Annotated in this window: 25 protein-coding genes and 1 tRNA gene; 19 read left to right on the top strand and 7 right to left on the bottom strand. The window is 67.4% G+C overall.

Features of this window, described 5'->3' with window-relative positions; all coding sequences use genetic code 11:
• Positions 1-65: 65 nt before the first annotated feature.
• The 3 genes from AC3DE2_RS04515 to AC3DE2_RS04505 form a co-directional block, all read right to left on the bottom strand.
• Positions 66-920, bottom strand: coding sequence for a sulfurtransferase (locus AC3DE2_RS04515; protein WP_488425216.1), 855 nt, complete (start codon positions 918-920; stop codon positions 66-68).
• Entirely contained in the window at positions 920-1720 is an 801-nt protein-coding gene (locus AC3DE2_RS04510) for an NUDIX hydrolase (RefSeq protein ID WP_488425215.1), read from the bottom strand. Before AC3DE2_RS04510 ends, AC3DE2_RS04515 begins: the two co-directional genes overlap by 1 nt.
• Positions 1721-1833: 113 nt before the next feature.
• Entirely contained in the window at positions 1834-2535 is a 702-nt protein-coding gene (locus AC3DE2_RS04505; RefSeq protein ID WP_295382562.1) for an FKBP-type peptidyl-prolyl cis-trans isomerase N-terminal domain-containing protein, read from the bottom strand.
• Positions 2536-2705: 170 nt separating this feature from the next.
• Here AC3DE2_RS04505 and AC3DE2_RS04500 point away from each other — a divergent pair, with 170 nt between their 5' ends.
• The 17 genes from AC3DE2_RS04500 (at position 2706) to AC3DE2_RS04420 (ending at position 17094) form a co-directional block, all read left to right on the top strand.
• Positions 2706-3488, top strand: coding sequence for an enoyl-CoA hydratase/isomerase family protein (locus AC3DE2_RS04500; RefSeq protein ID WP_488425214.1), 783 nt, complete (start codon positions 2706-2708; stop codon positions 3486-3488).
• 64 nt (positions 3489-3552) lie between these two features.
• The gene (locus tag AC3DE2_RS04495) at positions 3553-3870 is read left to right on the top strand and encodes a hypothetical protein (protein ID WP_488425252.1); all 318 of its coding nucleotides are present in this window, start codon (positions 3553-3555) and stop codon (positions 3868-3870) included.
• 7 nt (positions 3871-3877) lie between these two features.
• A complete protein-coding gene (nth, locus tag AC3DE2_RS04490; protein ID WP_488425212.1) occupies positions 3878-4549 on the top strand; it encodes an endonuclease III in 672 nt (223 codons plus the stop codon).
• A 374-nt stretch (positions 4550-4923) separates the two neighbouring features.
• Complete coding sequence (locus AC3DE2_RS04485; protein ID WP_295378351.1) at positions 4924-6090, top strand: OprO/OprP family phosphate-selective porin; 1167 nt, start codon at positions 4924-4926, stop codon at positions 6088-6090.
• Between the two features lie 278 nt (positions 6091-6368).
• Entirely contained in the window at positions 6369-7385 is a 1017-nt protein-coding gene (gene pstS, locus AC3DE2_RS04480; protein ID WP_295378354.1) for a phosphate ABC transporter substrate-binding protein PstS, read from the top strand.
• Between the two features lie 341 nt (positions 7386-7726).
• Entirely contained in the window at positions 7727-8824 is a 1098-nt protein-coding gene (gene pstS, locus AC3DE2_RS04475) for a phosphate ABC transporter substrate-binding protein PstS (protein WP_488425211.1), read from the top strand.
• A gap of 77 nt (positions 8825-8901) precedes the next feature.
• Positions 8902-9873, top strand: coding sequence for a phosphate ABC transporter permease subunit PstC (gene pstC, locus AC3DE2_RS04470; protein WP_488425210.1), 972 nt, complete (start codon positions 8902-8904; stop codon positions 9871-9873).
• Between the two features lie 2 nt (positions 9874-9875).
• The gene (pstA, locus tag AC3DE2_RS04465; protein WP_295378360.1) at positions 9876-10727 is read left to right on the top strand and encodes a phosphate ABC transporter permease PstA; all 852 of its coding nucleotides are present in this window, start codon (positions 9876-9878) and stop codon (positions 10725-10727) included.
• Complete coding sequence (gene pstB, locus AC3DE2_RS04460) at positions 10720-11538, top strand: phosphate ABC transporter ATP-binding protein PstB (RefSeq protein ID WP_488425209.1); 819 nt, start codon at positions 10720-10722, stop codon at positions 11536-11538. The genes pstA and pstB overlap by 8 nt, the downstream gene beginning before the upstream one ends.
• A 121-nt stretch (positions 11539-11659) precedes the next feature.
• A complete protein-coding gene (gene phoU, locus AC3DE2_RS04455; RefSeq protein WP_295378364.1) occupies positions 11660-12370 on the top strand; it encodes a phosphate signaling complex protein PhoU in 711 nt (236 codons plus the stop codon).
• 140 nt (positions 12371-12510) lie between these two features.
• Entirely contained in the window at positions 12511-13035 is a 525-nt protein-coding gene (locus AC3DE2_RS04450; protein WP_488425208.1) for an RNA polymerase sigma factor, read from the top strand.
• Between the two features lie 66 nt (positions 13036-13101).
• Complete coding sequence (locus AC3DE2_RS04445; protein WP_295378370.1) at positions 13102-13551, top strand: HvfA family oxazolone/thioamide-modified RiPP metallophore; 450 nt, start codon at positions 13102-13104, stop codon at positions 13549-13551.
• 88 nt (positions 13552-13639) lie between these two features.
• Positions 13640-14485, top strand: a complete 846-nt coding sequence (locus AC3DE2_RS04440; protein WP_488425206.1) for an HvfB family MNIO-type RiPP peptide maturase — start codon at positions 13640-13642, stop codon at positions 14483-14485.
• Positions 14478-15227, top strand: coding sequence for an HvfC family RiPP maturation protein (locus AC3DE2_RS04435; protein ID WP_488425205.1), 750 nt, complete (start codon positions 14478-14480; stop codon positions 15225-15227). Before AC3DE2_RS04440 ends, AC3DE2_RS04435 begins: the two co-directional genes overlap by 8 nt.
• 100 nt (positions 15228-15327) lie before the next feature.
• Complete coding sequence (gene rnt, locus AC3DE2_RS04430; protein WP_295378377.1) at positions 15328-15951, top strand: ribonuclease T; 624 nt, start codon at positions 15328-15330, stop codon at positions 15949-15951.
• Between the two features lie 49 nt (positions 15952-16000).
• Complete coding sequence (locus AC3DE2_RS04425) at positions 16001-16582, top strand: methyltransferase family protein (protein WP_295378379.1); 582 nt, start codon at positions 16001-16003, stop codon at positions 16580-16582.
• Entirely contained in the window at positions 16582-17094 is a 513-nt protein-coding gene (locus tag AC3DE2_RS04420) for an O-acetyl-ADP-ribose deacetylase (protein WP_488425204.1), read from the top strand. The genes AC3DE2_RS04425 and AC3DE2_RS04420 overlap by 1 nt, the downstream gene beginning before the upstream one ends.
• An 18-nt stretch (positions 17095-17112) precedes the next feature.
• Here the strand turns inward: AC3DE2_RS04420 and rhtA are convergent, their stop codons facing one another.
• On the bottom strand, positions 17113-18000 hold the full coding sequence (gene rhtA, locus AC3DE2_RS04415; protein WP_488425203.1) for a threonine/homoserine exporter RhtA: 888 nt from the start codon (positions 17998-18000) through the stop codon (positions 17113-17115).
• A 126-nt stretch (positions 18001-18126) separates the two neighbouring features.
• Here rhtA and AC3DE2_RS04410 point away from each other — a divergent pair, with 126 nt between their 5' ends.
• A complete protein-coding gene (locus AC3DE2_RS04410; protein ID WP_488425202.1) occupies positions 18127-18666 on the top strand; it encodes a helix-turn-helix domain-containing protein in 540 nt (179 codons plus the stop codon).
• A gap of 19 nt (positions 18667-18685) precedes the next feature.
• On the opposite strand, the gene AC3DE2_RS04405 is transcribed toward AC3DE2_RS04410, so the two are convergent.
• The 3 genes from AC3DE2_RS04405 to rnr form a co-directional block, all read right to left on the bottom strand.
• On the bottom strand, positions 18686-19882 hold the full coding sequence (locus tag AC3DE2_RS04405; RefSeq protein WP_488425200.1) for a DmpA family aminopeptidase: 1197 nt from the start codon (positions 19880-19882) through the stop codon (positions 18686-18688).
• A gap of 34 nt (positions 19883-19916) precedes the next feature.
• Complete coding sequence (gene rlmB, locus AC3DE2_RS04400) at positions 19917-20660, bottom strand: 23S rRNA (guanosine(2251)-2'-O)-methyltransferase RlmB (RefSeq protein ID WP_488425198.1); 744 nt, start codon at positions 20658-20660, stop codon at positions 19917-19919.
• Positions 20661-20764: 104 nt separating this feature from the next.
• Positions 20765-23197, bottom strand: a complete 2433-nt coding sequence (gene rnr, locus AC3DE2_RS04395; protein WP_488425196.1) for a ribonuclease R — start codon at positions 23195-23197, stop codon at positions 20765-20767.
• 95 nt (positions 23198-23292) lie between these two features.
• Between rnr and AC3DE2_RS04390 the strand changes: the two genes are divergently transcribed.
• Positions 23293-23377 (top strand) — tRNA-Leu (locus AC3DE2_RS04390).
• Positions 23378-23387 lie beyond the last annotated feature (10 nt).

The raw sequence follows: 23387 nt of genomic DNA, 5'->3' as shown, positions 1-23387 counted from the left end.
CTGTGAAGCGCGGGAGAGTGACCGTGGACGGTTACAGGGCGATGACGGTCCGGCTCGTACCCGGGTCAGGGCGCGTTGCGTTCGACTGGTCGCGCGGGGTCGGTGATCCAGCCGCTCCAGGAACCCGCATACACGCGCGCACCGGTCAGTCCCGCATGTTCGAATGCCAACAACAGATGACAGGCCGTAACGCCCGAGCCGCACATCAGCACCAGATCGCCCGGCCGGCGCCCGGCCAGCATCGGTGCGATTTCGGCGCGCAGTTCATCGGAAGGCTTGAAGCGACCGTCGCGCAGGTTGGCGCCGAACGGGCGATTGATCGCGCCGGGCACGTGGCCTGCGATCGGATCAATGGGTTCCACCTCGCCACGGAAACGCTCGGGCGCACGCGCGTCGAACAGCCAGCCGCTGTCTTCGTCGAGGCGCTGGCGCACTTCGTCGGCATCGGCAACCATCCGCATGTCGAAGCGAGACGGATAGGCCGGCAGGGAAATGACCCCGGGCAATGCCGCCGTCTCCGGCAGGCCGCGCGCGCGCCATGCGGCGAGCCCGCCATCCAGCACCGCCACCCGCCGGTGACCCAGCAGTTTCAACAGCCACCACAGCCGCGCGGCGGCCATGCTGCCATCGCCGGCGTCATAGACGACAACCTGGTGATCCGGTCCGACGCCCCACTCGCCGAGCCTGCGCGCGAAGGCCGTTTCATCGGGCAATGGATGGCGTCCCAGCCCAGTGCGGGAAAGATCGGACAGATCCTGGTTGAGATCCGCATGCACCGCGCCCGGCAGGTGCGATTGCAGATAGGCTTGCCGGCCGGCGGCGGGATCCATCAGGGCAAAGCGTGCATCGACGAGCCGCAGGCCCGGAGCGTCCAGCGCGGCGGCCAGTCCTTCCACGTCCACCAGCGTCGTCCAGTCCATCACGCGCCCTCCAGCCGTTGCCTCAGGTTGAACAGGATGGACGCGGTGGCGCCCCAGATGCGCTGGCCGGGCCAGCCATATTCCAGCACCGCGCGACGGCGGCCGCGATAGTCGACTTCCACCCGGCGCAGGTTGGCGGGCGCCATCAGGTAGCCGAGCGGGACCTCGAACACGTCCGCCACCTCGCCCGGTTCGGGCGTGGCGACGTAGGTCGGATCGATCACCGCCACCACCGGCACCACGCGGAAACCGCTGATGGTGGTGAACGGATCCAGGAAGCCCAGCGGCGCGATCTGGCCGGCGGGGATGGCCAGTTCCTCCCAGGTCTCGCGCAGCGCCGCCGCGACCACGCCGGTATCGCTCGCCTCGATGCGGCCCCCCGGAAAACTCACCTGCCCGGCATGGTGGCGCAGGGCATCGGTGCGGCGGGTGAGCACGACCTGCGTGCCCTGCGGACGCGGCACCAGTCCGGCCAGCACCGCCGCTTCGGCGGGCTCGCCGGGTGGCAGCAGGTCCAGCAGTTCCTCGTGGTTCCAGCCGGGCGTGGTGGGAATGCGATCCAGTGGATGCAGCACATGCCGCAGCCGGTTCGCCTCGGGCAGGCGCTGCTCGAACGGCAGCCGGCCCTGCTCGCGCGCGGGCAGCACCGATTCCATCAGACGCAGGCGTTCGTCATCGTTCATTCGCGACCAGCGGGCGATCTCGGCGGTCGTTCGCAGACAGCCTTCGCACAGCCCGTCATCACCCAGGGTACAGACGCCGATGCACGGGCTAAGCACGGCGCGGAATGCGGAATTCATGAACCTTCATACCTGCGCAGCCTAGCGCGAAATCCGCGCCGATGCCGCGCAAAACGCACTACGCCGGCCTGGGGCCGGCGTAGCGGGACTGCGGGAAACCAATTGCTTGGAGATTACTTGGTGCTGAGCAGCTTGATTTCGAACACCACCGCCACGTTCGGCGGGAAACCGGTGCGCGGATCAGCGCCGTAGGCCTTGTCCGGCGGCAGCGCGACTTCCCACTTGGCGCCGGAAGGCATCTGCAGCAGCACTTCGCGCATGGCCTGCATTTCGATCTCGCTGACCTTCACGTTCGGCATCTGCTGCGCCGGACGGGCTTCGGCCGGCTTCTGGCCGTACGGATACGGGCCGGCCACTTCCAGGCTGACGGTGCTGGCCTGGGTCGGCTTGGCGCCGGCGCCGGCTTCGATCACGCGGTACTGCACGCCGCTGGGCAGCGACTGCACGCCCTGCTTGGCCTTGTTCTGGGCCAGGAACTGATCGCTCTTGGTCTTGTTCTCGGCGGCGACCTTGTCGTACTCGGCCTTGGCCTGCTGGGCGCGCGCCTGCTCACGCTTCTGGAAAGCTTCCAGCGCGGGCTTGAGCTGGTCGGCGGTCAGCGCCGGCTGCTTCTTGGCGTACGCGTCCTGGAGGCCCTTGATGACGGTGTTGATGTCGAGCTGCTCGCCACGACCGGTCAGTTCCGCCAGGTTGTTGCCGTAGTCGTAGCCGAAGTAATAGCTCAACTTGCCCTTCTCGGACGTGGTGTCCTGAGCCAGGGCGCTACCGGCCATGGCGAATGCCGCGACAGCGACCACTAACGAACGCAACTTCATCAACGATTTCTCCAGGGTGGTGGTACAGGGCGGACGTACCGCCTCGAATGGACGCGCTAGGATAACGGTCAGTGCGCTTAACCGCCACTGACAACCGCCGGGTACGACCGAAGGGGCGGCCCAATAGTTCAATTTCACTTAAAATTCACGAATTTACCGGGATTCCGCGCATGTCCGACACCCCCGTTTCCGTCGCCGACCAGGGCGCCATCCGGCGCATCACCGTCAATCGGCCAGACAAGCTGAATGCCCTGAACGCGGCCACCCTGGACGCCCTGCTGGCAGCCTTCGAGGCCGCCGCCGGCGACCCGGCGGTGCGCGTGGTCGTGCTGACCGGGGCCGGTCCCAAGGCGTTCGTCGCCGGTGCGGACATCGCCGAGATGTCAGCCCTCAGCGCGGTCGAAGGACGCGATTTCTCGCTGCGTGGCCAGCGCCTGATGCGGCGCGTCGAAACCCTGCCCAAGCCGGTCATCGCGATGGTCAACGGATTCGCCCTGGGGGGCGGCCTGGAACTGGCGATGGCCTGCCACCTGCGCATCGCCTCGGAGAACGCCAAGGTCGGCCAGCCGGAGATCAACCTCGGCTTGATCCCGGGCTTCGGCGGCAGCCAGCGGCTGCTGCGCCTGGCCGGGCGCGCGGCGACGCTGGAGCTGTGCCTGCTGGGTGCGCCCATCACCGCCGAACGCGCCTGCCAGTTGGGCATCGTCAACAAGGTGGTCGCCGCCGATGCGCTGGAAGCCGAGACCCTGCAGTGGGCCGAACAACTAGCACAGGCCGCGCCGCTGGCCCTGCGCGGCAACCTGGACGTCATCCATGTCGGTGGCGAGTGCGCGATCGAGGAAGGCCTGCAATACGAGTCGGCGCAATTCGGCCTGATGTTCTCGACCGAGGACATGCGCGAGGGTACCCGTGCGTTCCTCGAACGCCGCAAGCCGCAGTTCGCGGGCCGCTGAGCCGACCATGGGCGAAGCATCCCACGCCTGTCCGCAGGCACCGCGCGCGCAAGCCGTGTTGGCCATGCTCGCGCACGATGATCGGGATGCCGCCATCGAGGCGGGATTGATGGATCTCGTGCCATGCCCGCCGGGTTGCGCATGCGCGGGGCGCTGGACACCCATCCTGGACGCCCAGCGCCAGTTGCGCTTCGCCTGGGAGGCCCGCGATCGCCATCGCGCCCGCCAGGTCCGCCTGGCGCGGCGTGCCGCCGAACGCGACGCCCGCCGCGCGCCCGTCGCGAGTGCGCAACCCACCGCCCGACCGCCGTTGCCTCCATCGGCCGCCGCCATCCTGGCGCGCGCCAAGGCGCGCGCGGCCGGCCACAAGGCCACCGAATAGACATCGCATGACCGAACGCCGCAAACGCCGCAGCCGCACCCTGGGCAAGGCCGAAGTGCAGGAACTGTTCTCGCGCCTGCGCGAACTCAATCCCAAGCCGACCACCGAGCTGGAATACAGCAGTCCGTTCGAACTGCTGGTGGCGGTGACGTTGTCGGCGCAGGCCACCGATGTCGGCGTCAACAAGGCCACCCGGCGCCTGTTCCCGGTAGCCAACACGGCGGAGAAGATCCTTGCCCTGGGCGAGGAAGGGCTGAAGAAGTACATCGCCACGATCGGCCTGTTCAATGCCAAGGCGAAGAACGTGATCGCCGCCTGCCGGATCCTGGTGGATCAATACGGCGGCGAAGTCCCGCGCTCGCGCGAGGCGCTGGAAGCCCTGCCCGGCGTGGGCCGCAAGACCGCCAACGTAGTGCTGAACACCGCCTTCGGCGAACCGACCATGGCGGTGGACACGCATATCTTCCGCGTCGCCAACCGCACCGGGCTGGCGCCGGGCAAGAACGTGCGCGAGGTGGAGGATGGCCTGCTGAAGGTCGTGCCGCCCGAATTCCTGCACGACGCCCATCACTGGCTGATCCTGCACGGCCGCTACGTCTGCAAGGCGCGCAAGCCGGATTGCCCGCAATGCGTGATCCGGGATCTTTGCCGCTACCCGGACAAGACCGTGGCGGATTGAGCGGGGCCGAGACCGGGGATCGCGATGGCTCCGGTTTGCGCGACCCGGCGGACTACGTGGCGGCTATCGGGGAATGGACGGGCGCTTCGGGCGTCATTGAGCGCCTGGTGTCTGCGCCAAGAGCACCCCCCCCGCGGTCCCCCTTTAAAAAGGGGGAGGCAAAGCGGGGATCTCGCGAATCCTGGCTCTCAATGGGCCGCGTGGCCGGGCATCCCGAATCCTGGCTCAATGGCCGCACGGCCGATCATCCCGAATCCCCGCCCCTCTGCCATCGAACTGTCATCCCGACGAAATAAGACAGCGTTGTAACAATAACGCAACTTTCACCAATTAGCCTGCGCAGCGTCTTCCACACCTGCCCCAAGGGCTAACCCATGAAACTCTCCCGCAGCACCCTGACGCTCGCTCTGCTGGCCGCCGTCGCCGCGCCCGCCGCCCAGGCCGAGATTCCGATCGATGTGATTGGCGGTTCCGAAGTCTCGTTCGAAGGCCTGGTCCAGGCTGACTTCTACAAGTTCGACACCGACACCATCGACTACGGTGCGGATTCGTCCTCGGATCTGGATGGCAAGGACTATCTGAACGAGCTGCGCCGCGCCGAGCTGGTGCTCAAGGGCAAGGGCCCGGGCAACATCGAATGGGTGCTGGGCTACGACGCCAAGGACGACAAGTTCCTGGACGCCAACGTCAAGTACAAGATCGGCGGCAACGCCAACCACTTCCTGCAGATCGGCCAGTTCAAGCAGCCGGGCGCCACCCTGGAAGAGTTGTCCAGCACCAAGAACAACGACTTCATCTCCAAATCGTCGATCACCAACTCACTAGGCACCCCGCGCCGCCTCGGCCTGCAGTACAACATCGGCGACGCCAACTGGGGCGTGACCGCCAGCTTCTTCGGCCGTGAACTGACCCGCAACCGCGAGCACGGCGGCGGCTACTCCGCCCGCGGCTACTGGGCGCCGATCAACGAGGCCGGCAACATCCTGCACCTGGGCCTGTCGTACACCGACAAGGACACCGACGGCGACGTGATCCGCCTGCGCGCCCGCCCGATGGCCGACATGGTCCCGACCCGTTTCGTCGACACCGGCAGCAGCGGCCTGCGTGCCAGCGACCGCAGCAGCGTGCTCGGCGCCGAAGCGATGTGGGTCAACGGCCCGTTCAAGCTGCAGGGCGAATACATGAAGACGGACGTGAAGCGCTACGGCAGCTTCGACGACTTCAGCGGCGACGGCTTCTACGTGTCGGGCCTGTGGAACATCACCGGTGAGACCTGGGGCTACAAGGGCGGCGTGCCGACCACCGGCCTGCCGGCCGACCCGGTCAAGGGCATGTGGCAGCTGGGCCTGCGTTATGACACCATCGATCTGACCGATGGCGCCGTGGTCGGCGGCGAAATGGACAGCTGGACCGCCGGGGTGAACTGGTACTGGCGCTCGAACTTCAAGTTCATGCTGAACTATGTCGCGGTCAAGCAGGAAAAGGGCGTGCTGAAGGACGACCCGAACGTGGTCGAAGCCCGCCTGCAGTTCTACTGGTAAGCGGAACGGTTCCCTCCGTCCGGCAGGGGCGCGGCGCAAGCCGCGCCCTTTGCTTTTGTGCGGGGGCTTGCTCCCAAGAACCCGCATCGCGGACGGCGCTGCCCTGCCGGGTGACGCCAACCGGCGCGGACCTTTCACGCCTGCCCCCAACGGGCCCGTTCCGATACCCGTCCGCTGTCATCCGGCTGTCATGAAGGCGACATGGCGCTGTCACGCGAACGTCGTGAAATGCACGCCGACGGCACACCGTGCCGCTACACCACTCCCAGGAGCCATCCGTGTTCAACTCGTTCAAGACCCGCGTCGCCGTGCTGGCCATCGCCGGCGCGCTCTCGGCCCAGGCCGCCGCCGCCGACGTCACCGGTGCCGGTGCGTCGTTCGTCTACCCGGTCATGACCAAGTGGTCGGCCGACTATGCCAAGGCCACCCAGAAGAAGGTCAACTACCAGTCCATCGGTTCCGGTGGTGGTATCGCCCAGATCAAGGCCGGCACGGTCGATTTCGGTTCGTCCGATGCCCCGCTGAAGCCGGACGAGCTGGCCAAGTTCAATCTCGCCCAGTTCCCCTCGGTGATCGGCGGCGTGGTGCCGGTGATCAACGTGCCGGGCGTGGCCTCGGGCGCGCTGAAGCTGGACGGCGACCTGCTGGCCGACATCTTCCTGGGCAAGGTCAAGATGTGGAACGACCCGCGCATCGTCGCGCTCAATGGCGGCGTGCAGCTGCCGGCGCAGAAGATCACGGTCGTCCACCGCTCCGACGGTTCGGGCACCACCTTCAACTTCGTCAACTACCTGTCCAAGGTCAGCGGCGAGTGGAAGAGCCAGGTGGGCGAAGGCACCTCCGTGCAGTGGCCGACCGGCATCGGCGGCAAGGGCAACGAAGGCGTCGCCGCCTACGTGAAGCAGATCAAGGGCGGCATCGGCTATGTCGAACTGTCCTACGCGCTGCAGAACAAGATGGCCTATTCGCGCCTGAAGAACGCCGCCGGCAACTACGTGCTGCCCAGCGACGAGACCTTCTCGGCCGCCGCCGCCAGCGCCGAATGGGGCAGCGCCAAGGACTTCTACCTGGTGATGACCAACGCCCCGGGCGCCAACTCCTGGCCGATCACCGCGACCAACTTCATCCTGGTCAGCAAGCAGCCGAAGAACCCGGCCGGCACCAAGGCCACCCAGGAATTCTTCAGCTGGGTCTACGCCAACGGCGACGGCCAGGCCAAGGCACTGGACTACGTCCCGCTGCCGGACCCGCTGGTCAAGCAGATTGAGACCTACTGGTCGCAGAACCTGAAGTAACCCTCTCCCCGATCCCGGCCGCGTACCCCTCTCTCTCCCGCGCGGTCGGGATCCCCTACTCAAACCAACTGGCATTTCTTGAAGCGGGCCCTGCGGCCCGCTTTTTTTTTGCCCGGGCCAAGGGGCTCCCTTTCACGCGGCGAGGATCTTCGTGCCGGGGTGCCGGGGCTACCGGCCCTCCGGCGCTCCCGCGAGCCTCCGGAAAAACCCGCGCCGGGACGGCGCCGCTGCAGGTGGGGCGGCGCCGGAAATCGGACGCCGGCCACAGTGTCATCACGCTGTAACAAAAACATCATTTCATAGCCGCCATGACACAAACCGCCCACGTTATGGAGCCCGCCATGTCCTTCGCTTCGCCGGTCCGCCTCGCGGCCCTCGCCGTCGCCGCCACCCTGTTCGTCGCCGGCTGCAAGCCCGCCTCCGATGCCCCGGCAACGGCCGGCGCCACCCCGGCCGCCGAAGGCGCGGGCAGCGGCGCCGCCAAGGTGACCGCCGAAATCACCGGCGCGGGCGCCTCGTTCATCTATCCGCTGATGGCGCGCTGGTCCAGCGATTACAACCAGAGCACCGGCGCCAAGATCAATTACCAGTCGATCGGTTCCGGCGGCGGCATCGCCCAGATCAAGGCGGCCACGGTCGACTTCGGTTCCTCGGACAAGCCGCTGTCGCCGGAAGAGCTGGCGCAAGCCGGCCTGGGCCAGTTCCCCTCGGTGATCGGCGGCGTGGTGCCGGTCATCAACCTGGCCGGAATCGAATCCGGCCAGCTCAAACTCAGCGGTCCGGTGCTGGCCGACATCTTCCTCGGCAAGATCACCACCTGGAACGACCCGGCGATCGCCGCGCTCAACGCCGGCCTGAAGCTGCCGGCCGAGAAGATCAACAGCGTCCACCGTTCCGATGGTTCGGGCACCACCTTCAACTTCGTCAACTACCTGTCCAAGGTCAGCCCGGAGTGGAAGAGCAAGGTCGGCGAAGGTACTTCGGTGAACTGGACTGGTGGCGTCGGCGGCAAGGGCAACGAAGGCGTGGCCGCCTACGTGCGCCAGCTGAAGAATTCCATCGGCTATGTCGAACTGGCCTACGCAGAACAGAACAAGATGGCCTATGCCTCGCTGCAGAACGCCGCCGGCAACTTCGTGCAGCCGACCGCGGAAAGCTTCGCCGCCGCCGCGGCCAGCGCCGACTGGACCAGCGCCAAGGACTTCAACCTGGTGATCACCAACGCGCCGGGCGCCGACGCCTGGCCAATCACCGCGACCAACTTCATCCTGGTCTACAAGCAGCCCAAGGACGCGGCACGCGCGAAGAACACGCTGGACTTCTTCAAGTGGGCCTACGAGCAGGGCAAGCCGCAGGCCGAGCAACTGGACTACGTGCCGCTGCCGCCGGAACTGGTGAAGCAGGTCGAGGCGTACTGGGCCGCGGAAATCAAACTCTGATCCGTATCCCGCGCGTGGCCGCCTGAGCGCGGCCACGGCCCCCGCCCACGCAACGCCGGCCCGGACTTCCCGACCGCATGAATACCGCCACCCTCCCCGCTTCCCTGGTCGAGCTGCGCACCGCCCGAGACGCGCGCGCCGATCGCCTGTTCCGCTGGACGCTCACCGGCGCCGGCCTGTTCGTCCTGATCTCGCTGATCGCTGCCGCCCTGTCGATGCTGTGGGGTGGTCGCGAAGCCCTGCAGGCCTTCGGCCTGGGTTTTTTCACCAGTACCGAATGGAACGTGGGCACGCGTGAGTTCGGCGCGCTGGTGCCGATCTACGGCACCCTAGTCAGCGCCACCATCGCGATGGTGATCGCGGTGCCGGTCAGCTTCGGCATCGCCCTGTTCCTGACCGAGGTCGCCCCCACCTGGATGCGCGGTCCGGTCGGCATGGCCATCGAGCTGCTCGCCGGCATTCCCTCGATCATCTACGGCATGTGGGGCCTGTTCGTGCTGGCGCCGCAGCTGAGCGAATACGTCTATCCGTGGATCGACGAGAACCTGGGCCAGATTCCCGGCATCGGCGTGCTGTTCTCCGGCCCGCCGCTGGGCATCGGCATGCTCACCGCCGGCCTGGTGCTGGCGATCATGGTCATCCCCTTCGTATCCTCGGTGATGCGCGAAGTGTTCCTGACCGTGCCGGGCCGTCTGAAGGAATCGGCCTATGCGCTCGGGTCGACCCGCTGGGAAGTGATGTGGGACATCGTGCTGCCGTACACCCGTTCGGCGGTGATCGGCGGCGTGTTCCTCGGCCTGGGCCGCGCCCTGGGCGAAACCATGGCGGTGACCTTCGTCATCGGCAACGCCTACGCCATCAGCGCGGCCCTGCTGGAGCCGGGCACCTCGATCGCCGCCACCATCGCCAACGAGTTCGCCGAAGCGACCGACCCGCTGCACCGCGGTTCGCTGCTGCTGCTGGGCTTCACCCTGTTCCTGCTGACCTTCATCGTGCTGGCCGCCGCCCGCCTGATGTTGCGCCAGCTGGCCAAGCGCGAGGGCAACTGATCATGTCCGCTTCCCTGTACACCTGGCGCAAGGTCAAGAATGTCGTCGCCCTGACCCTGTCCATCGCCGCCGCCGTGTTCGGCCTGATGTGGCTGGTGTGGATCCTGTGGACCACGATCACCAAGGGCCTGGGCAGCCTCAATCTCGATCTGTTCACCATGATGACGCCGCCGCCGAATGAACCCGGCGGCCTGCTCAACGCCATCTTCGGCAGCGTGGTGATCAGCCTGCTGGCCATCGTCCTCGGCACGCCGATCGGCATCGCCGCCGGCACCTACCTGGCCGAATACGCCAACAAGCATTGGCTGGGCGAGACCATCCGCTTCGTCAACGACATCCTGCTGTCGGCGCCGTCCATCGTGCTCGGCCTGTTCATCTACACCGTCATGGTCGCGCAGATGGGCCACTGGTCGGCGCTGGCCGGCGCGGTCGCGCTGGCCTTCATCGCCCTGCCGGTAATCGTGCGCACCACTGACGAAATGCTGCGGCTGGTGCCCCAGCAGATGCGCGAGGCGGCACTGTCGCTGGGCGTGCCCCAGTGGAAGGTGACCACCCAGGTGCTGCTGCGCTCCGCCCTGCCCGGCGTGGTGACCGGCGTGCTGCTGGCACTGGCGCGCATAAGCGGCGAAACCGCGCCGCTGCTGTTCACCGCCTTCAACAACCAGTTCTGGAGCACCGACCTGATGCAGCCGATGGCCAACCTGCCGATGGTCATCTACCAGTACGCCATGAGCCCGTACGACTCCTGGAACTCGCTGGCCTGGGCCGGTGCGTTCCTGGTGACCGCGCTGGTGCTGCTGCTCAGTCTGTTGGCCCGGACCATCCTCCTGCGAAACAAGGTGACCCATGAATGACGTGGCCCGTATCACGGTCGCGACCCCGCAGCGCGAACTCGACACCGGTACCCCGGCGCGGGTGAAGCTGGCGGCCAAGAACCTCGATTTCTATTACGGCGGTTTCCATGCCCTCAAGGGCATCAACCTGGAAATCCCGGAAAAGAAGGTGACCGCGCTGATCGGCCCCTCGGGCTGCGGCAAGTCGACCCTGCTGCGCATCTTCAACCGCATCTATTCGCTGTACCCGAAGCTGGAAGCCAAGGGCGAGGTGCTGCTGGACGGACAGAACATCCTCGACCCGAAGTTCCCGATGAACCGGCTGCGCAGCAAGGTCGGCATGGTGTTCCAGAAGCCGGTGCCGTTCCCGATGACGATCTATGAAAACGTCGCCTACGGGATCCGCCACCACGAGCGCATCGGCAAGGCCGACATGGACGTGCGGGTGGAACAGGCGCTGCGCCAGGCGGCGCTGTGGGACGAGGCAAAGGACAAGCTGAAGCAGAGCGCGCTCGGTCTGTCCGGTGGCCAGCAGCAGCGTCTTTGCATCGCCCGCGCGGTCGCCCTGCGCCCGGACGTGATCCTGCTGGACGAACCGACTTCGGCGCTGGATCCCATCTCGACCAGCAAGATCGAACAGCTGATCGAAGAGCTGAAGCAGGACTACACCATCGCCATCGTCACCCACAACATGCAGCAGGCCGCGCGCGTGTCCGACTACACGGCCTTCATGTACCTGGGCGAGCTGATCGAGCACGATGCGACGGCGACCATCTTCTCCAAGCCCAGCAAGCAGCAGACCGAGGATTACATCACGGGTCGTTTCGGATGAAATGCCCCGCGGGGTCCAGGATTCGGGAATGGGGATTCGCAAGCCCGGCTCCCAATCCGTTCCCGCTCCCGTCCGCTCCTGCCAATCCCGATTCCCCAATTCCCAATCCCGGCTCCCAACCATGAACACCCAACCGCACGAGCACATTGTGAAAAGTTACGACGAAGAGCAGCGCCGGCTGGTGACCGAAATCGTGCGCATGGGCGAGATCGCCGTGGCGCAACTGGAAGCCGCCCTGGACGTCATCGAGCGCCGCGACGATCGCGCCGCCCAGCGCATCATCGCCAACGACGAGGCCATCGATGCGCTGGAACAGCAGATCAGCCACGACGTGATGCACCTGGCCCTGCGCGGTCCGATGGCCCGCGACCTGCGCGAGATCCTCGCCGGCCTGCGCATTCCCGCCGACATCGAGCGCATCGGCGACTACGCCGCCAACGTGGCCAAGCGCTCGATCGCCCTCAACGTGTCGCCGCCGATGCCGCAGATCACCGGCCTGCGCACGCTGGGCAAGCTGGCCGCGCAGCAGGTGCGTGAAGTATTGGTGGCCTACCAGAACAACGACGACGCCCGCGCCCTGCAGGTCCGCGAACGCGACGCCGAACTGGATGCGCTGTACACCGCGCTGTTCCGCGAGCTGCTGACCTACATGATGGAAGACCCGCGCAACATCACCCCGTGCACGCACCTGCTGTTCATGGCCAAGAACCTGGAACGCATCGGCGACCATGCCACCAACATCGCCGAGAACGTGTGGTTCCTGATCCACGGCGACCAGCCGCTGCCGGCCCGCGACAAGCGCGACGACACCAGCACCACCGGCGCGGTCTGACCCCGCTCCAGGGCTGAACGGAAACTGATCCAATCCGGGGGCGGGCGAATCCTTTCGCCCGCCCCCGTTCTCTTTCTGGCTGGCGGACATGGCGCGGACGCGCGATGCTGGCCGACGGAGAGCGACGGATGAGTGGAGCGGTGACCGCAAGCATCGAGGACCTGATGGCCGCGCGCGCCGGCGACGCGGCGGCGTTGCAGCGCGTGCTCGTCGTGTCGCGCCAGAACCTGCGCCGCTATGCCGAATACCACTGCCAGATCAACGACGCCGAGGACGCGGTGCAGGAAAGCCTGCTGCTGGTATCGCGCCGGATCGGCGATCTGCGCGCGGTCGAGGCCTTCGCTTCCTGGCTGTTCCGGATCGTCAAGCGCGAATGCAACCGGCTCAAGCGCGGCCTGCGAAGACTGGCCGGCGAAGCCATCTCCGATGACCTGCTGCCGCCGCTGCGTTTCGAGCCGGTGGAGCTGGGCCACGACGTCGCCCGCGTCCTGGAAACGCTTCCAGCCCACTATCGCCGGATCCTGCTGCTGCGGGACCTGGAAGGCATGACCATCGAAGAGCTCGCCGCGCACCTGGATCTGAGTCCGCAGGCGGTCAAATCCCGCCTGCACCGCGCCCGCGCGCTGGCCCGCGAATACCTGCGCGACGACCCCACACTTCCCTAACAACGCCGGATTACACTGGCGCCCCCTGCCGTGCGGAACCCCCGCACCCCAACTGGAGAAACTGCAATGTCAAAGTCCAACCAGAAGCCCGTCGCCCTCGCCATGTGTACCGCGCTGGCCGGCGGCATCGTCCTCGCAGGTTCGGCTTTCGCGATGGAACCGCTCTCGCAGGGTTACCTGCTGGCCGCGCAGGACGCCGCCAAGGCGACCGACGCCAAGGCCGCCGAGGGCAAGTGCGGTGAAGGCAAGTGCGGCATCGAAAAAGCCGACACCGACAAGGACGGCAAGATCTCCAAGGCCGAGTTCGACACCGCCCATCCCGGCAAGAGCGACAAGTTCACCGCCATCGACACCAACAAGGATGGCTTCATCGACGCCGCCGAGGCCAAGGCCCACCACGAGGGCAAGTGTGGCGAGGGCAAGTGCGGCGGCGACAAGAAGGACGGCGCCAAGCCCGAAGGCAAGGCCGCGCACGAAGGCAAGTGCGGCGAAGGCAAGTGCGGCGGCGCCGCCTGACGCCATCGGCCCGCGCTCCATTCCCTCCCCCTTTCGCGGGGGAGGGTGATGGACGGGCCGTCGCTTCCGCGACATCTTCGGAACGTCCTTGACTCGCCTGCCCGCTCCCGTTTCCGCCGGCCTGGGCCTGCGCCGTGCCTTGCTGGATCAATTGCTGGCCGCCGCACCGGGAGATTTCGATTTCCTCGAATGCGCGCCGGACAACTGGATCGGCGTGGGTGGCCGGCTCGGCGAGTCCCTGCAGCACCTGTCCGCGCGCACCCCGCTCACTTGCCACGGGCTTTCGCTCTCGCTCGGCGGTGTCGAGCCGCTGGACGATACCTTCCTCGCACGCACGCGTCGTTTCCTGGATCACCACCAGGTCGCGCTGTACAGCGAACACCTGAGCTATTGCGCCGACGACGGCCATCTGTATGACCTGATGCCGATTCCCTTCACCGAGGAAGCGGTGCATCACGTCGCCGCCCGCATCCGCCAGGTGCAGGACACGCTCGGCCGGCGCATCGCGGTGGAGAACGTTTCCTACTACGCCGCGCCCTACCAGGCGATGGACGAGGTGGATTTCGTCAACGCGGTGCTCGCCGAAGCGGACTGCGATCTGCTGCTGGACGTCAACAACATCTACGTCAACGCGATCAACCACGGCTACGACGCCGACGCCTTCCTGGCCCGGATGCCGTCGCGACGGATCGCCTCGTACCACGTCGCCGGTCACTACGACGAAGCGGACGATCTGAAGATCGATACCCACGGCGCCGCGGTGAAGGATGATGTCTGGAATCTGCTGGCCACCGCCTATCGCCTGCACGGAGTGCGCCCGACGCTGCTGGAGCGCGACTTCAATTTCCCGCCGATGGCCACGCTACTGGCCGAACTGGCTCGCATCCGCGACCTGCAGGCGCAGGCCGCGCCACGGGAAACCGCGCATGGTTGAGCGGCTGCGCGAACAGCAGTTCGCATTCGCCCGGCACCTGCGTGATCCGGCCAGGCATCCCGCGCCGCCCGGCATCGAGGACCGCCGCATGGCGATCTACCGGGATCTGTTCTTCAACAACATCCAGGCCTTGCTGGCCGGCAATTTCCCGGTCATCCGCCAGACCCTCGGGGAATCCGGATGGCGGGCGCTGGTGCATGCGTTCCATGCGGAACATCGCAGCCGCACGCCGCTGTTTCCGGAAGTGGCGCGCGAGTTCATCCGCTTCCTGCAGGACCGTCCCCTTCCGGATGACGCACCCTGGCTGGTGGAACTGGCGCATTACGAATGGGTGGAACTGGCCCTGCAGATCGCCGACGACGAAATGCCGCGCCATGATCAGGCGGGTGATCTGATGGAGGGCGTGCCGCTGCCCTCGCCCTACGCCTGGGCCCTGGCCTACCAGTGGCCGGTGCCGCGCATCGGTCCGGACTACCGTCCGCTCACTCCCCCGGCCACGCCGACCCTGCTCCTGGTGCGTCGTGATGCCGACCACGCCATCCGCTTCGCCGATCTGTCGCCGCTGGTGTATCGCCTGTTCGAACTGATCGGCGAACGTCGCTTCAGCGGCCGCCAGATCCTCCAGCAACTGGCCGCGGAAGCCGGGGTGCCGGCGGACGATGACTTCATGGCGCAGGGCGCCGCGATGCTGTCCAGGATGCATCACGAAGGCAGCCTGCTGGGCACCGCCATCCCCGACTGAAGCCATCCCCGGGCATGGCTTCCCGCCGTGCCCGGAACCGGCGCCCGCACGTTCATCCCGCGCTGCAAAAGCGTCGTCGCGCTCTGCTACCCTGTCGCGCATGAACGCCGCCGAGTTGCCCGCCACCACGCCCATGGCCCGCCGCTTTCGCGGTTACCTGCCGGTGGTGGTCGACGTGGAGACCGGCGGTTTCGACTGGAACCGCCACGCCCTGCTGGAACTGGCGGCGGTGCCGATCGAGCTCGACGAGAACGGCCTGTTCGTCCCGGGCCAGACCACCAGCGCGCATCTGCACCCCGCGCCGGGCCTGGAGATCGATCCGAAGTCGCTGGAAGTCACCGGCATCGTCCTGGATCATCCGTTCCGCTTCGCCAAGCCCGAACGCGAGGCGCTGGATCACGTGTTCGCGCCGATCCGCGCGGCGGTCAAGCGGCATGGCTGCCAGCGCGCGATCCTGGTCGGCCACAACGCGCATTTCGACCTCAACTTCCTCAACGCCGCGGTGGCCCGGGTCGGCCACAAACGCAACCCGTTCCATCCCTTCAGCGTGTTCGACACGGTGACCTTGGCCGGCGTGGCCTACGGCCAGACCGTGCTGGCGCGCGCGGTGCAGGCCGCCGGTTTCGAATGGAGCGCGGAGGACGCGCATTCGGCGGTCTACGACGCCGAGCAGACCGCGCGCTTGTTCTGCAAGATCGCCAACGCCTGGCCTTCACCGGTCTGATATTCGCCCGTGGAGCGCCGGCGCCTCTTTTTCCGGGCCGGAGCAAGCGATGTACGAAGCAATCCTGGGATGGCTGCATCACCTGGCCTGGCTCGGCTTCCTGCTGTACTGGCTCGCCAGCGCGCTCGGCACCAAGCAGGTCGCCCGTGCGGAACGCGTCTGGCTGCGCCTGGCCGCGTACTGGCTGCCGCTGGCGCTCGCGATCGTGCTGCTCGGGCCGGGTGAATGGTTCGGCGACAGCCTGCTGCAGGAACGATTCGTCCCGAAGAGTCCCTGGTTCAAGACACTCGGCCTGCTGTTGACGATCGCTGGCATCGCGCTGGCCTGCCGGGCGCGACAGTTGCTGGGCCGCAACTGGAGCAGCGAAGTGCAGATCAAGCAGGACCACGAACTGATCCAGGCCGGTCCCTACCGCTACGTGCGCCATCCCATCTACAGCGGCCTGCTGCTGGCAATCCTGGGTACGGCCATCAAGGTCGGCGACTGGCGTGGCCTGTTGGCGCTGGCCATCGTCACCGCGTCCTTCTGGTACAAGCTGCGCCATGAGGAACGCTGGTTGCACGAACAGTTCGGCGAGCCCTACGCCGCCTACCGGCAACGCACCTGGGCGTTGATTCCCGGATTGCTCTGATGCGCCACCGCCTCGACGCCCGCCAGGCCGACATCACCACGCTGGCTGTGGACGCGATTGTCAACGCGGCGAACAGCTCGCTGCTGGGCGGCGGCGGCGTGGACGGCGCCATCCACCGCGCCGCCGGTCCGGAACTGGTTGCCGAGTGCCGCCTGCTCGGTGGCTGCAGGACTGGCGATGCGAAACTCACCGGCGGCTACCGCCTGCCGGCGCGCCATGTCATCCACACGGTCGGCCCGGTCTGGCGTGGCGGCGATCACGGTGAAGCGGCGCTGCTGGCTTCCTGCTACCGACGCAGACTGCAACTGGCGCGGACGCATCGCCTGCGCAGCATTGCATTTCCCTGCATCAGCACCGGCGTCTTCGGATTTCCCGCCGAACCGGCCGCGCGCATCGCGGTGGACACCGTCCGGGGCGAGCGGGATCAGGACGGCTTGCCCGACTTCATCGTGTTCTGCTGTTTTTCCTCCGGCGATCTGGCGATTTACCGGCAGGTACTTGCCGCCGGCTGACGCGCGGCGTCGCCCGCTTCAACCTTCCCCGGCGCCCGGTTCATGCACCATCCTGCGCGCGGTCATCGCGGTGCCGGCCGAGGCCAGGATGATGGCGCCGATCGCCAGCCACTGCATTCCGCTGAGCTGCTCATGCAGGAACAGCAGGCCGGACATCGCGCCGAACGCAGGCTCCAGGCTCATCAGCATGCCGAAGGTGCGGGTCGGCAAACGGGTCAGCGCGACCATTTCCAGGCTGTAGGGAATCGCCGTCGACAGCAACGCCACGCCCAGCGCCACCGGCAGCAGCGCGGGCGACAACAGGTCGGTGCCCGCGTGGGCGATGCCGAACGGCACCGCCACGGCGGCGGCGATGATCGACCCCAGCGCCACCGTCTGTGGTCCATGCTCGGCGCCGGCTTTCTGTCCGAACAGGATGTACAGCGCCCAGCACAGGCCGGCGCTCAAGGCATACGTCATGCCCAGCGGATCCAGCGCCTGGCCCTGCCCCTTCGGCAGCAGCATCAGCAGGCCGGCCACCGCCAGCGCGACCCAGGCCACGTCGCGCAGCCGCCGCGAACCGAACAGCGCAACCGCGAGCGGCCCGGTGAACTCCAGTGAGATCGCGATGCCCAGCGGGATGGTTTCCAACGCCTTGTAGAACAGCAGGTTCATCAGGCCCAGCGAAGCGCCGTAGACCAGCAGTGCCGGCCATTGCCCGCGTTCGACCCGCACCCGCCACGGCCGGAACGCCACCGCCAGCAGCACGGTCGCCACACCCAGGCGCAGCGCGGTCGCGCCAGCGGCACCCACGGCGGGAAACAGGCTCTTGGCCAGCGAGGCGCCGAGCTGGATGGAGGCCATCGCGATCAGCAGCAGGCCGATCGGCAGCCACAGGGGCGAATGGGAGGTACGGACGGTGTTCACGGCGGAGGACCTGGTGCAGCGCGCGGCGCCGAATCCGGGCCACGCGCTTGAGGGGAGAAGATGGGTGCACTATATTGCACATCGACAGCTTAACCGCTGTGCAACATATTGCGCAATGGGAGCCGCATGAGCGTTCTGGAACACGTCGCCGAAAACGTCCGCCGCCTGCGTCAGGCGGCCGGCCTGAGCCAGCAGGCGCTGGCCGACGCCTCGGAAGTCAGCCGGCGCATGCTGGTGGGCATCGAGTCAGGCGACGCCAACGTCAGCCTCAATACCCTCGACCGTATCGCCGAGGCGCTGGGGGTCAAGTTCGCGGATCTGGTGCAGGCGCCGACCGGACCCGGCCGCGACCGCATCGAAGCGCTCGCCTGGAGCGGACGCGATCCCGCGTCACAGGCGGTGCTGCTGGCCAGCGTACCGGCCCGCGGCGAGGTCGAATTCTGGTCGTGGACGCTGATGCCGGGCGAACGCTACACCTCGTTCGCCGATCCGGCCGGCTGGCACGAGATGTTCTACGTCATCGAAGGCTGCCTGACCCTGGAACTGCCGGGGGGCGAGCGCCGGATTGATGCCGGCGACTTCTTCGTGTTCCCCAGCGATCGCGACTACGCGTACCGCAACGACGGCGACACCCCGCTGCGCTTCGTCCGCAACGTGGTGCACTGAGCCGGTCTGGACATCCGCGTCAACGCGGAAGGATGCCGTATTTCGCCAGGATCGCGCGCACGCGATCCAGCGGAATCGCCTCGATCGTCCGGCCGTTGCCCTGCGTGGTGGTGGCCATGAACAGCGAGTTGTAGATCGCTTCCTCGACCGCCTCGGTTGTGGCCTGGAACACCGCGCTCATCTCGTCGTTCGCCAGTTCCGTGGTGGTACGGCGCGGTTCGCCGAACGGGCGGCGTACCGATTCGGCGGTGGAGAACGCCAACGCGTAGTCGCCGCTGCCGTTCGACGCCGAACTGCCGGTCCGGCCCAGGCCCATCATCGCGCGCGAGGCGACCCGGCCGAGGTTGCGATCGCCCAATGGCGCGTCGGTGGCGATGACGATGATGATCGAACCGTCGCCGCGATCGTCCGCCAGGCCCGGCCGGGACCGGTTCGACGCGACCGACTCCTGGAAGGCGAAGCGCTCCAGCTCGCGGCCGACCGGCGCGCCCTGCACCTGCAGCACGCCGCCGAAGTTGCTCTGCACCAGCACGCCCACCGTCCAGCCGCCCAGCGACGCCGGCAATACCCGCGACGAGGTGCCGATGCCGCCCTTCCAGCCGAAGGCGACCGTACCGGTGCCGGCGCCCACGCTGCCTTCCCGCACGGGTCCGCCGCTGGCGCCGGTCAACGCCGCGCGCACCGCCTCGGCCGTCATCGGGCGGGCCCGGATGTCGTTCAGCCCGCCATCGTTGGTCTCGCCCACCACCGGATTGATCGACTGCACCTGCTGCATGTCCGGCTGTTCCAGCAACCACGCGGCCATTGCATCCGCCGCCTTCCACACGCACAGCGTGCAGGTCAGCAGGATCGGGGTTTCCAGTTCACCCAGTTCGTTGACCTGGGTGGCGCCGACGAACTTGCCGAAGCCGTTGCCGACATGCAGCGCCGCCGGCACCCGCGAACGGTAGGCGTTGCCGCCATGCGGCAGGATCGCGGTGACGCCCGTGCGCACGCGGTCGCCCTCGCTCAGGGTGACCTGCCCCACCCGCACGCCGGCCACGTCGGTGATCGCGTTGTGGGTTCCGGTCGGGAAGATCCCGGGCGCAACGCCCAGTTCGCGGGCGCGGACGCGTTCGGTCGATTGGGCCGCCACCGGAACGGCGGCGGCGAGGGACAGCAGGGCCGCGGCCATCAGCCACGGATGCAGGGAGCGGGAAGCGCGCATGATCGTCATGCGCGCCATCCTATGTCGTTCCCGCCGGCCAGGGCTACAGGCGCTGGCGGACGGCCTCGAACAGGGTGATGCCGGCGGCCACCGACACGTTGAGGCTTTCGATGTCGCCCGGCATCGGGATCTTCACCAGCCCGTCGCAATGCTCGCGGGTCAGGCGGCGCAGGCCATCGGCTTCGCCCCCCAGCACCAGCGCGACATTGCCGCGCAGGTTGGTCGCGTACAACGACGCGTCGGCCTCGCCAGCCAGTCCGTAAATCCACACGCCCTGCTTCTGCAGATCGCGCAGGCAGCGCGACAGGTTGGTCACGGCCACCACCGGAATGCGATCCGCCGCACCCGCCGAGGTCTTGCGCACGGTCGCGTTGACCGTGGCCGACTTGTCCTTCGGAATCACCACCGCGGTCACTCCGGCCGCCGCCGCGCTGCGCAGGCAGGCGCCCAGGTTGTGCGGATCCTGCACGCCGTCCAGCACCAGCAGCAGCGCCTTGCCCTCTGCCGCCTCGACCAGGCCCTCCAGTTCGCCCTCGTCCCAGGTCCGCGCGGCCGCGTAGCGGGCGGCGACGCCCTGGTGGCGAAGCTGGCCGCCCACGCCGTCCAGCGCCTGCGCGGTCACCCGCCGCACCTCGATGCCCTTGCGGCGCGCGTTCTCCTCGATTTCGGTCAGGCGAGCGTTCTTGCTGCCGCCCTCGACCAGGACTTCGCGCACGTGATCGGCGTCGTTCTCGATGGCCGAGGCCACCGCGTTGACACCGACGATCCATTGGTTCTGTTTGCTCATGGGTTGATTGGGGATTCGGGATTGGGAGTTCGGGATTCGGATTCGCACCGGAAGATCGGCGGCAAGGCCCCCATCCCCAATCCCGAATCACGAATCCCGGCTGTTCAGTACGCCTGCTTCTTGCGCCGGGCCGGCTGGCCGCGCGGCGGAGGCGCCGGCATGCCCTGCTCGGCCTTGTCCTCGACCAGCCGGAAGTCGATCTTGCGTTCCTCCAGGCTGGCCTTGAGCACGACGATGCGGACGCGATCGCCCAGCCGGTACTCCTTGCCGCGGCGTTCGCCGGACAGGGTCTTGCGGACCGGATCGAAGTGGTAATAGTCGTGCGGCAGTTGGGTGACGTGGACCAGGCCATTGACCTTGGATTCGTCCAGTTCGACGAACAGGCCAAAGCTGGTCACGCCGCTGATCACACCGTCGAACTGGCCGCCGATGTGTTTTTCCATCCACGCCGCGCGGTAGCGCTCGTCGACCTCGCGTTCGGCCTCGTCCGCACGGCGCTCGCGTTCGGAGCACTGCAGCGCCAGCGCGGCCATTTCGTGCGGCGGATACAGGTACTTGTCCGGCTTGCCGCCCTTGAGCGCGTACTTGATCGCGCGATGCACCAGCAGATCCGGATAACGCCGGATCGGCGAGGTGAAGTGCGCGTAGGCCTCCAGCGCCAGGCCGAAGTGACCGACGTTGTCGGGCGAATAGACCGCCAGGCTCTGGCTGCGCAGCAGCACCGACTCCAGCAGGGCGGCATCCGGGCGCTCGCGGATCTTCTTCAGCAGGCGGGTGAAATCACGCGGCTGCACCTTGCCCCAGGGCGGCAGGCTCAGCTTGAACTCCTTGAGGAACTCCAGCAGATCCTCGAACTTGGATTCCGGCGGCTTGTCGTGGATGCGGTAGGGCGCGGGAATCCGCTTCTGCAGCAGGTACTTCGCCGCTTCCACGTTGGCGGCGATCATGCATTCCTCGATCAGCTTGTGCGCGTCGTTGCGCTGTAGCATGCCGGCCTGGGTGACCTCGCCGCGATTGTCGAGGACGAAGCGGACCTCCGAGGATTCGAACTCGATCGCGCCACGCTGCTGGCGCGCCTTCGCCAGCACCTGGTACAGCTGGTGCAGGCGCTCCACCTGCGGCAGTTGCGCGCCGACCTGGCGCCTGGCCTCCTCGTCGTCCAGGCCCACCGCGTTCCAGACCTGGGTATAGGTCAGGCGCGCGTGCGAATTCATCACCGCCTCGTAGAACTTGGAACGGGTGGCCTGGCCGTCGTGATCGATCTGCATGTCGCAGACAAAGCACATGCGATCGACCTTGGGATTCAGCGAGCAGATGCCATTGGACAGGGTCTCCGGCAGCATCGGCACCACGAAACCCGGGAAGTACACCGAGGTCGCGCGCTTCTGCGCCTCGTCGTCCAGCGGCGTGCCCGGGCGAACGTAGTGCGACACGTCGGCGATCGCGACGATCAGGCGGAAGCCGGTGCGGTTGGCTTCGCAGTAGACCGCGTCGTCGAAGTCCTTGGCATCCTCGCCATCGATGGTGACCAGCGGCACCGCGCGCAGATCCACGCGCCCGTCCAGCATGCCCTCCTCCACCACCAGCGGCACGGCGGTGGCCTCGGCCAGCACCTGCGGCGGGAACTCGTGCGGGATGTCGTGGCCGTGGATGGCGGCTTCCACCACCAGCGAGGGCGTCAGCTTGTCCCCCAGCACCGCCAGGATCCGGCCGATCGGCGGACGGCGCGCATCCGGCGGCTGGGTCAGTTCGCACACCACCAACTGGCCATCGCGCGCGCCCTGGGTGGCATCCGGTGGAATCTGCACGTTGCGCTGCACGCGCTTGTCGTCCGGCGCCACGTAGGCGATGCCGGCCTCGAAACCGAAGCGCCCGATCAGGCGGGTCAACCGGTGTTCCAGCACCCGCGCGATGCTGCCTTCGCGGCGACCCCGGCGGTCGATGCCGGTGACGTTGGCCAGCACGCGATCGCCATGCATGACCTTGCGCATCTCAAACGGCGGCAGGAACAGATCGTCGCCGCCGGCATCCGGACGCAGGAAACCGAAGCCATCCGGATTGGCGATCACCACGCCCGCCACCAGATCGGTCTGCTGGACCGGCGCGTAGCCGCCGCGACGGTTCTGCACGACCTGGCCGTCGCGCAACATGGCCGCCAGGCGCTTGCCCAGCGCCTCGAAGCGGTCCGGCGCGGTCAGGCCCAGGCGGGGGGCGATCTCTTCGGCGGTCTGCGGGCCCTCCGACGCCTCCAGCAATCCCAGGATGGCCTCGCGGCTGGGAATCGGATTGTCGTAGCGCGCGGCCTCACGTGCCGCATGGGGATCGGTGAAGGAGGACGGACCGCGTCCGCCGGGGCGCGGTCCGCGACCCGGAGAGGGCTTGGGCGTCGCGGCCTTGCCGCGCGACGGCGGCAGGTCCGGCATCCACGGTGGCAGCGGCGCCTTCCTGCGCGCACCGCCCGGCGCGGCTCCCGCGCTGCCTTTGCCACCTTTCCCGGGGGCGGACTTGCCGCCTTTCTTGCTTGTGTTCTTGCTCATGCGGGCATGTTACACCCCGCCTGAATACCGGCCGTGAGAAAACAACCGTTGACAAAGTCCGGCGCGACCTCCAGAATTCGCGGCCTGCACACCTCGCCCAGGTGGCGGAATTGGTAGACGCACTAGTTTCAGGTACTAGCGGGTAAAACCGTGGAGGTTCGAGTCCTCTCCTGGGCACCACTGCAAACCG

It is taken from the genome of Pseudoxanthomonas sp. 68-E7 (assembly GCF_057773145.1).
The sequence above is the reverse complement of the archived record's forward strand: the minus strand, read 5'-3'. Positions and strand labels throughout refer to the sequence as shown.

Coding starts and splice junctions, on each gene's coding strand:
- AC3DE2_RS04515 (WP_488425216.1), bottom strand. CDS start 920: ATGGACTGGACGACGCTGGTGGACGTGGAAGGACTGGCCGCCGCGCTG.
- AC3DE2_RS04510 (WP_488425215.1), bottom strand. CDS start 1,720: ATGAATTCCGCATTCCGCGCCGTGCTTAGCCCGTGCATCGGCGTCTGT.
- AC3DE2_RS04505 (WP_295382562.1), bottom strand. CDS start 2,535: ATGAAGTTGCGTTCGTTAGTGGTCGCTGTCGCGGCATTCGCCATGGCC.
- AC3DE2_RS04500 (WP_488425214.1), top strand. CDS start 2,706: ATGTCCGACACCCCCGTTTCCGTCGCCGACCAGGGCGCCATCCGGCGC.
- AC3DE2_RS04495 (WP_488425252.1), top strand. CDS start 3,553: ATGCTCGCGCACGATGATCGGGATGCCGCCATCGAGGCGGGATTGATG.
- nth (WP_488425212.1), top strand. CDS start 3,878: ATGACCGAACGCCGCAAACGCCGCAGCCGCACCCTGGGCAAGGCCGAA.
- AC3DE2_RS04485 (WP_295378351.1), top strand. CDS start 4,924: ATGAAACTCTCCCGCAGCACCCTGACGCTCGCTCTGCTGGCCGCCGTC.
- pstS (WP_488425211.1), top strand. CDS start 7,727: ATGTCCTTCGCTTCGCCGGTCCGCCTCGCGGCCCTCGCCGTCGCCGCC.
- pstC (WP_488425210.1), top strand. CDS start 8,902: ATGAATACCGCCACCCTCCCCGCTTCCCTGGTCGAGCTGCGCACCGCC.
- pstA (WP_295378360.1), top strand. CDS start 9,876: ATGTCCGCTTCCCTGTACACCTGGCGCAAGGTCAAGAATGTCGTCGCC.
- pstB (WP_488425209.1), top strand. CDS start 10,720: ATGAATGACGTGGCCCGTATCACGGTCGCGACCCCGCAGCGCGAACTC.
- phoU (WP_295378364.1), top strand. CDS start 11,660: ATGAACACCCAACCGCACGAGCACATTGTGAAAAGTTACGACGAAGAG.
- AC3DE2_RS04445 (WP_295378370.1), top strand. CDS start 13,102: ATGTCAAAGTCCAACCAGAAGCCCGTCGCCCTCGCCATGTGTACCGCG.
- AC3DE2_RS04435 (WP_488425205.1), top strand. CDS start 14,478: ATGGTTGAGCGGCTGCGCGAACAGCAGTTCGCATTCGCCCGGCACCTG.
- rnt (WP_295378377.1), top strand. CDS start 15,328: ATGAACGCCGCCGAGTTGCCCGCCACCACGCCCATGGCCCGCCGCTTT.
- AC3DE2_RS04425 (WP_295378379.1), top strand. CDS start 16,001: ATGTACGAAGCAATCCTGGGATGGCTGCATCACCTGGCCTGGCTCGGC.
- AC3DE2_RS04420 (WP_488425204.1), top strand. CDS start 16,582: ATGCGCCACCGCCTCGACGCCCGCCAGGCCGACATCACCACGCTGGCT.
- AC3DE2_RS04410 (WP_488425202.1), top strand. CDS start 18,127: ATGAGCGTTCTGGAACACGTCGCCGAAAACGTCCGCCGCCTGCGTCAG.
- AC3DE2_RS04405 (WP_488425200.1), bottom strand. CDS start 19,882: ATGACGATCATGCGCGCTTCCCGCTCCCTGCATCCGTGGCTGATGGCC.
- rlmB (WP_488425198.1), bottom strand. CDS start 20,660: ATGAGCAAACAGAACCAATGGATCGTCGGTGTCAACGCGGTGGCCTCG.
- rnr (WP_488425196.1), bottom strand. CDS start 23,197: ATGAGCAAGAACACAAGCAAGAAAGGCGGCAAGTCCGCCCCCGGGAAA.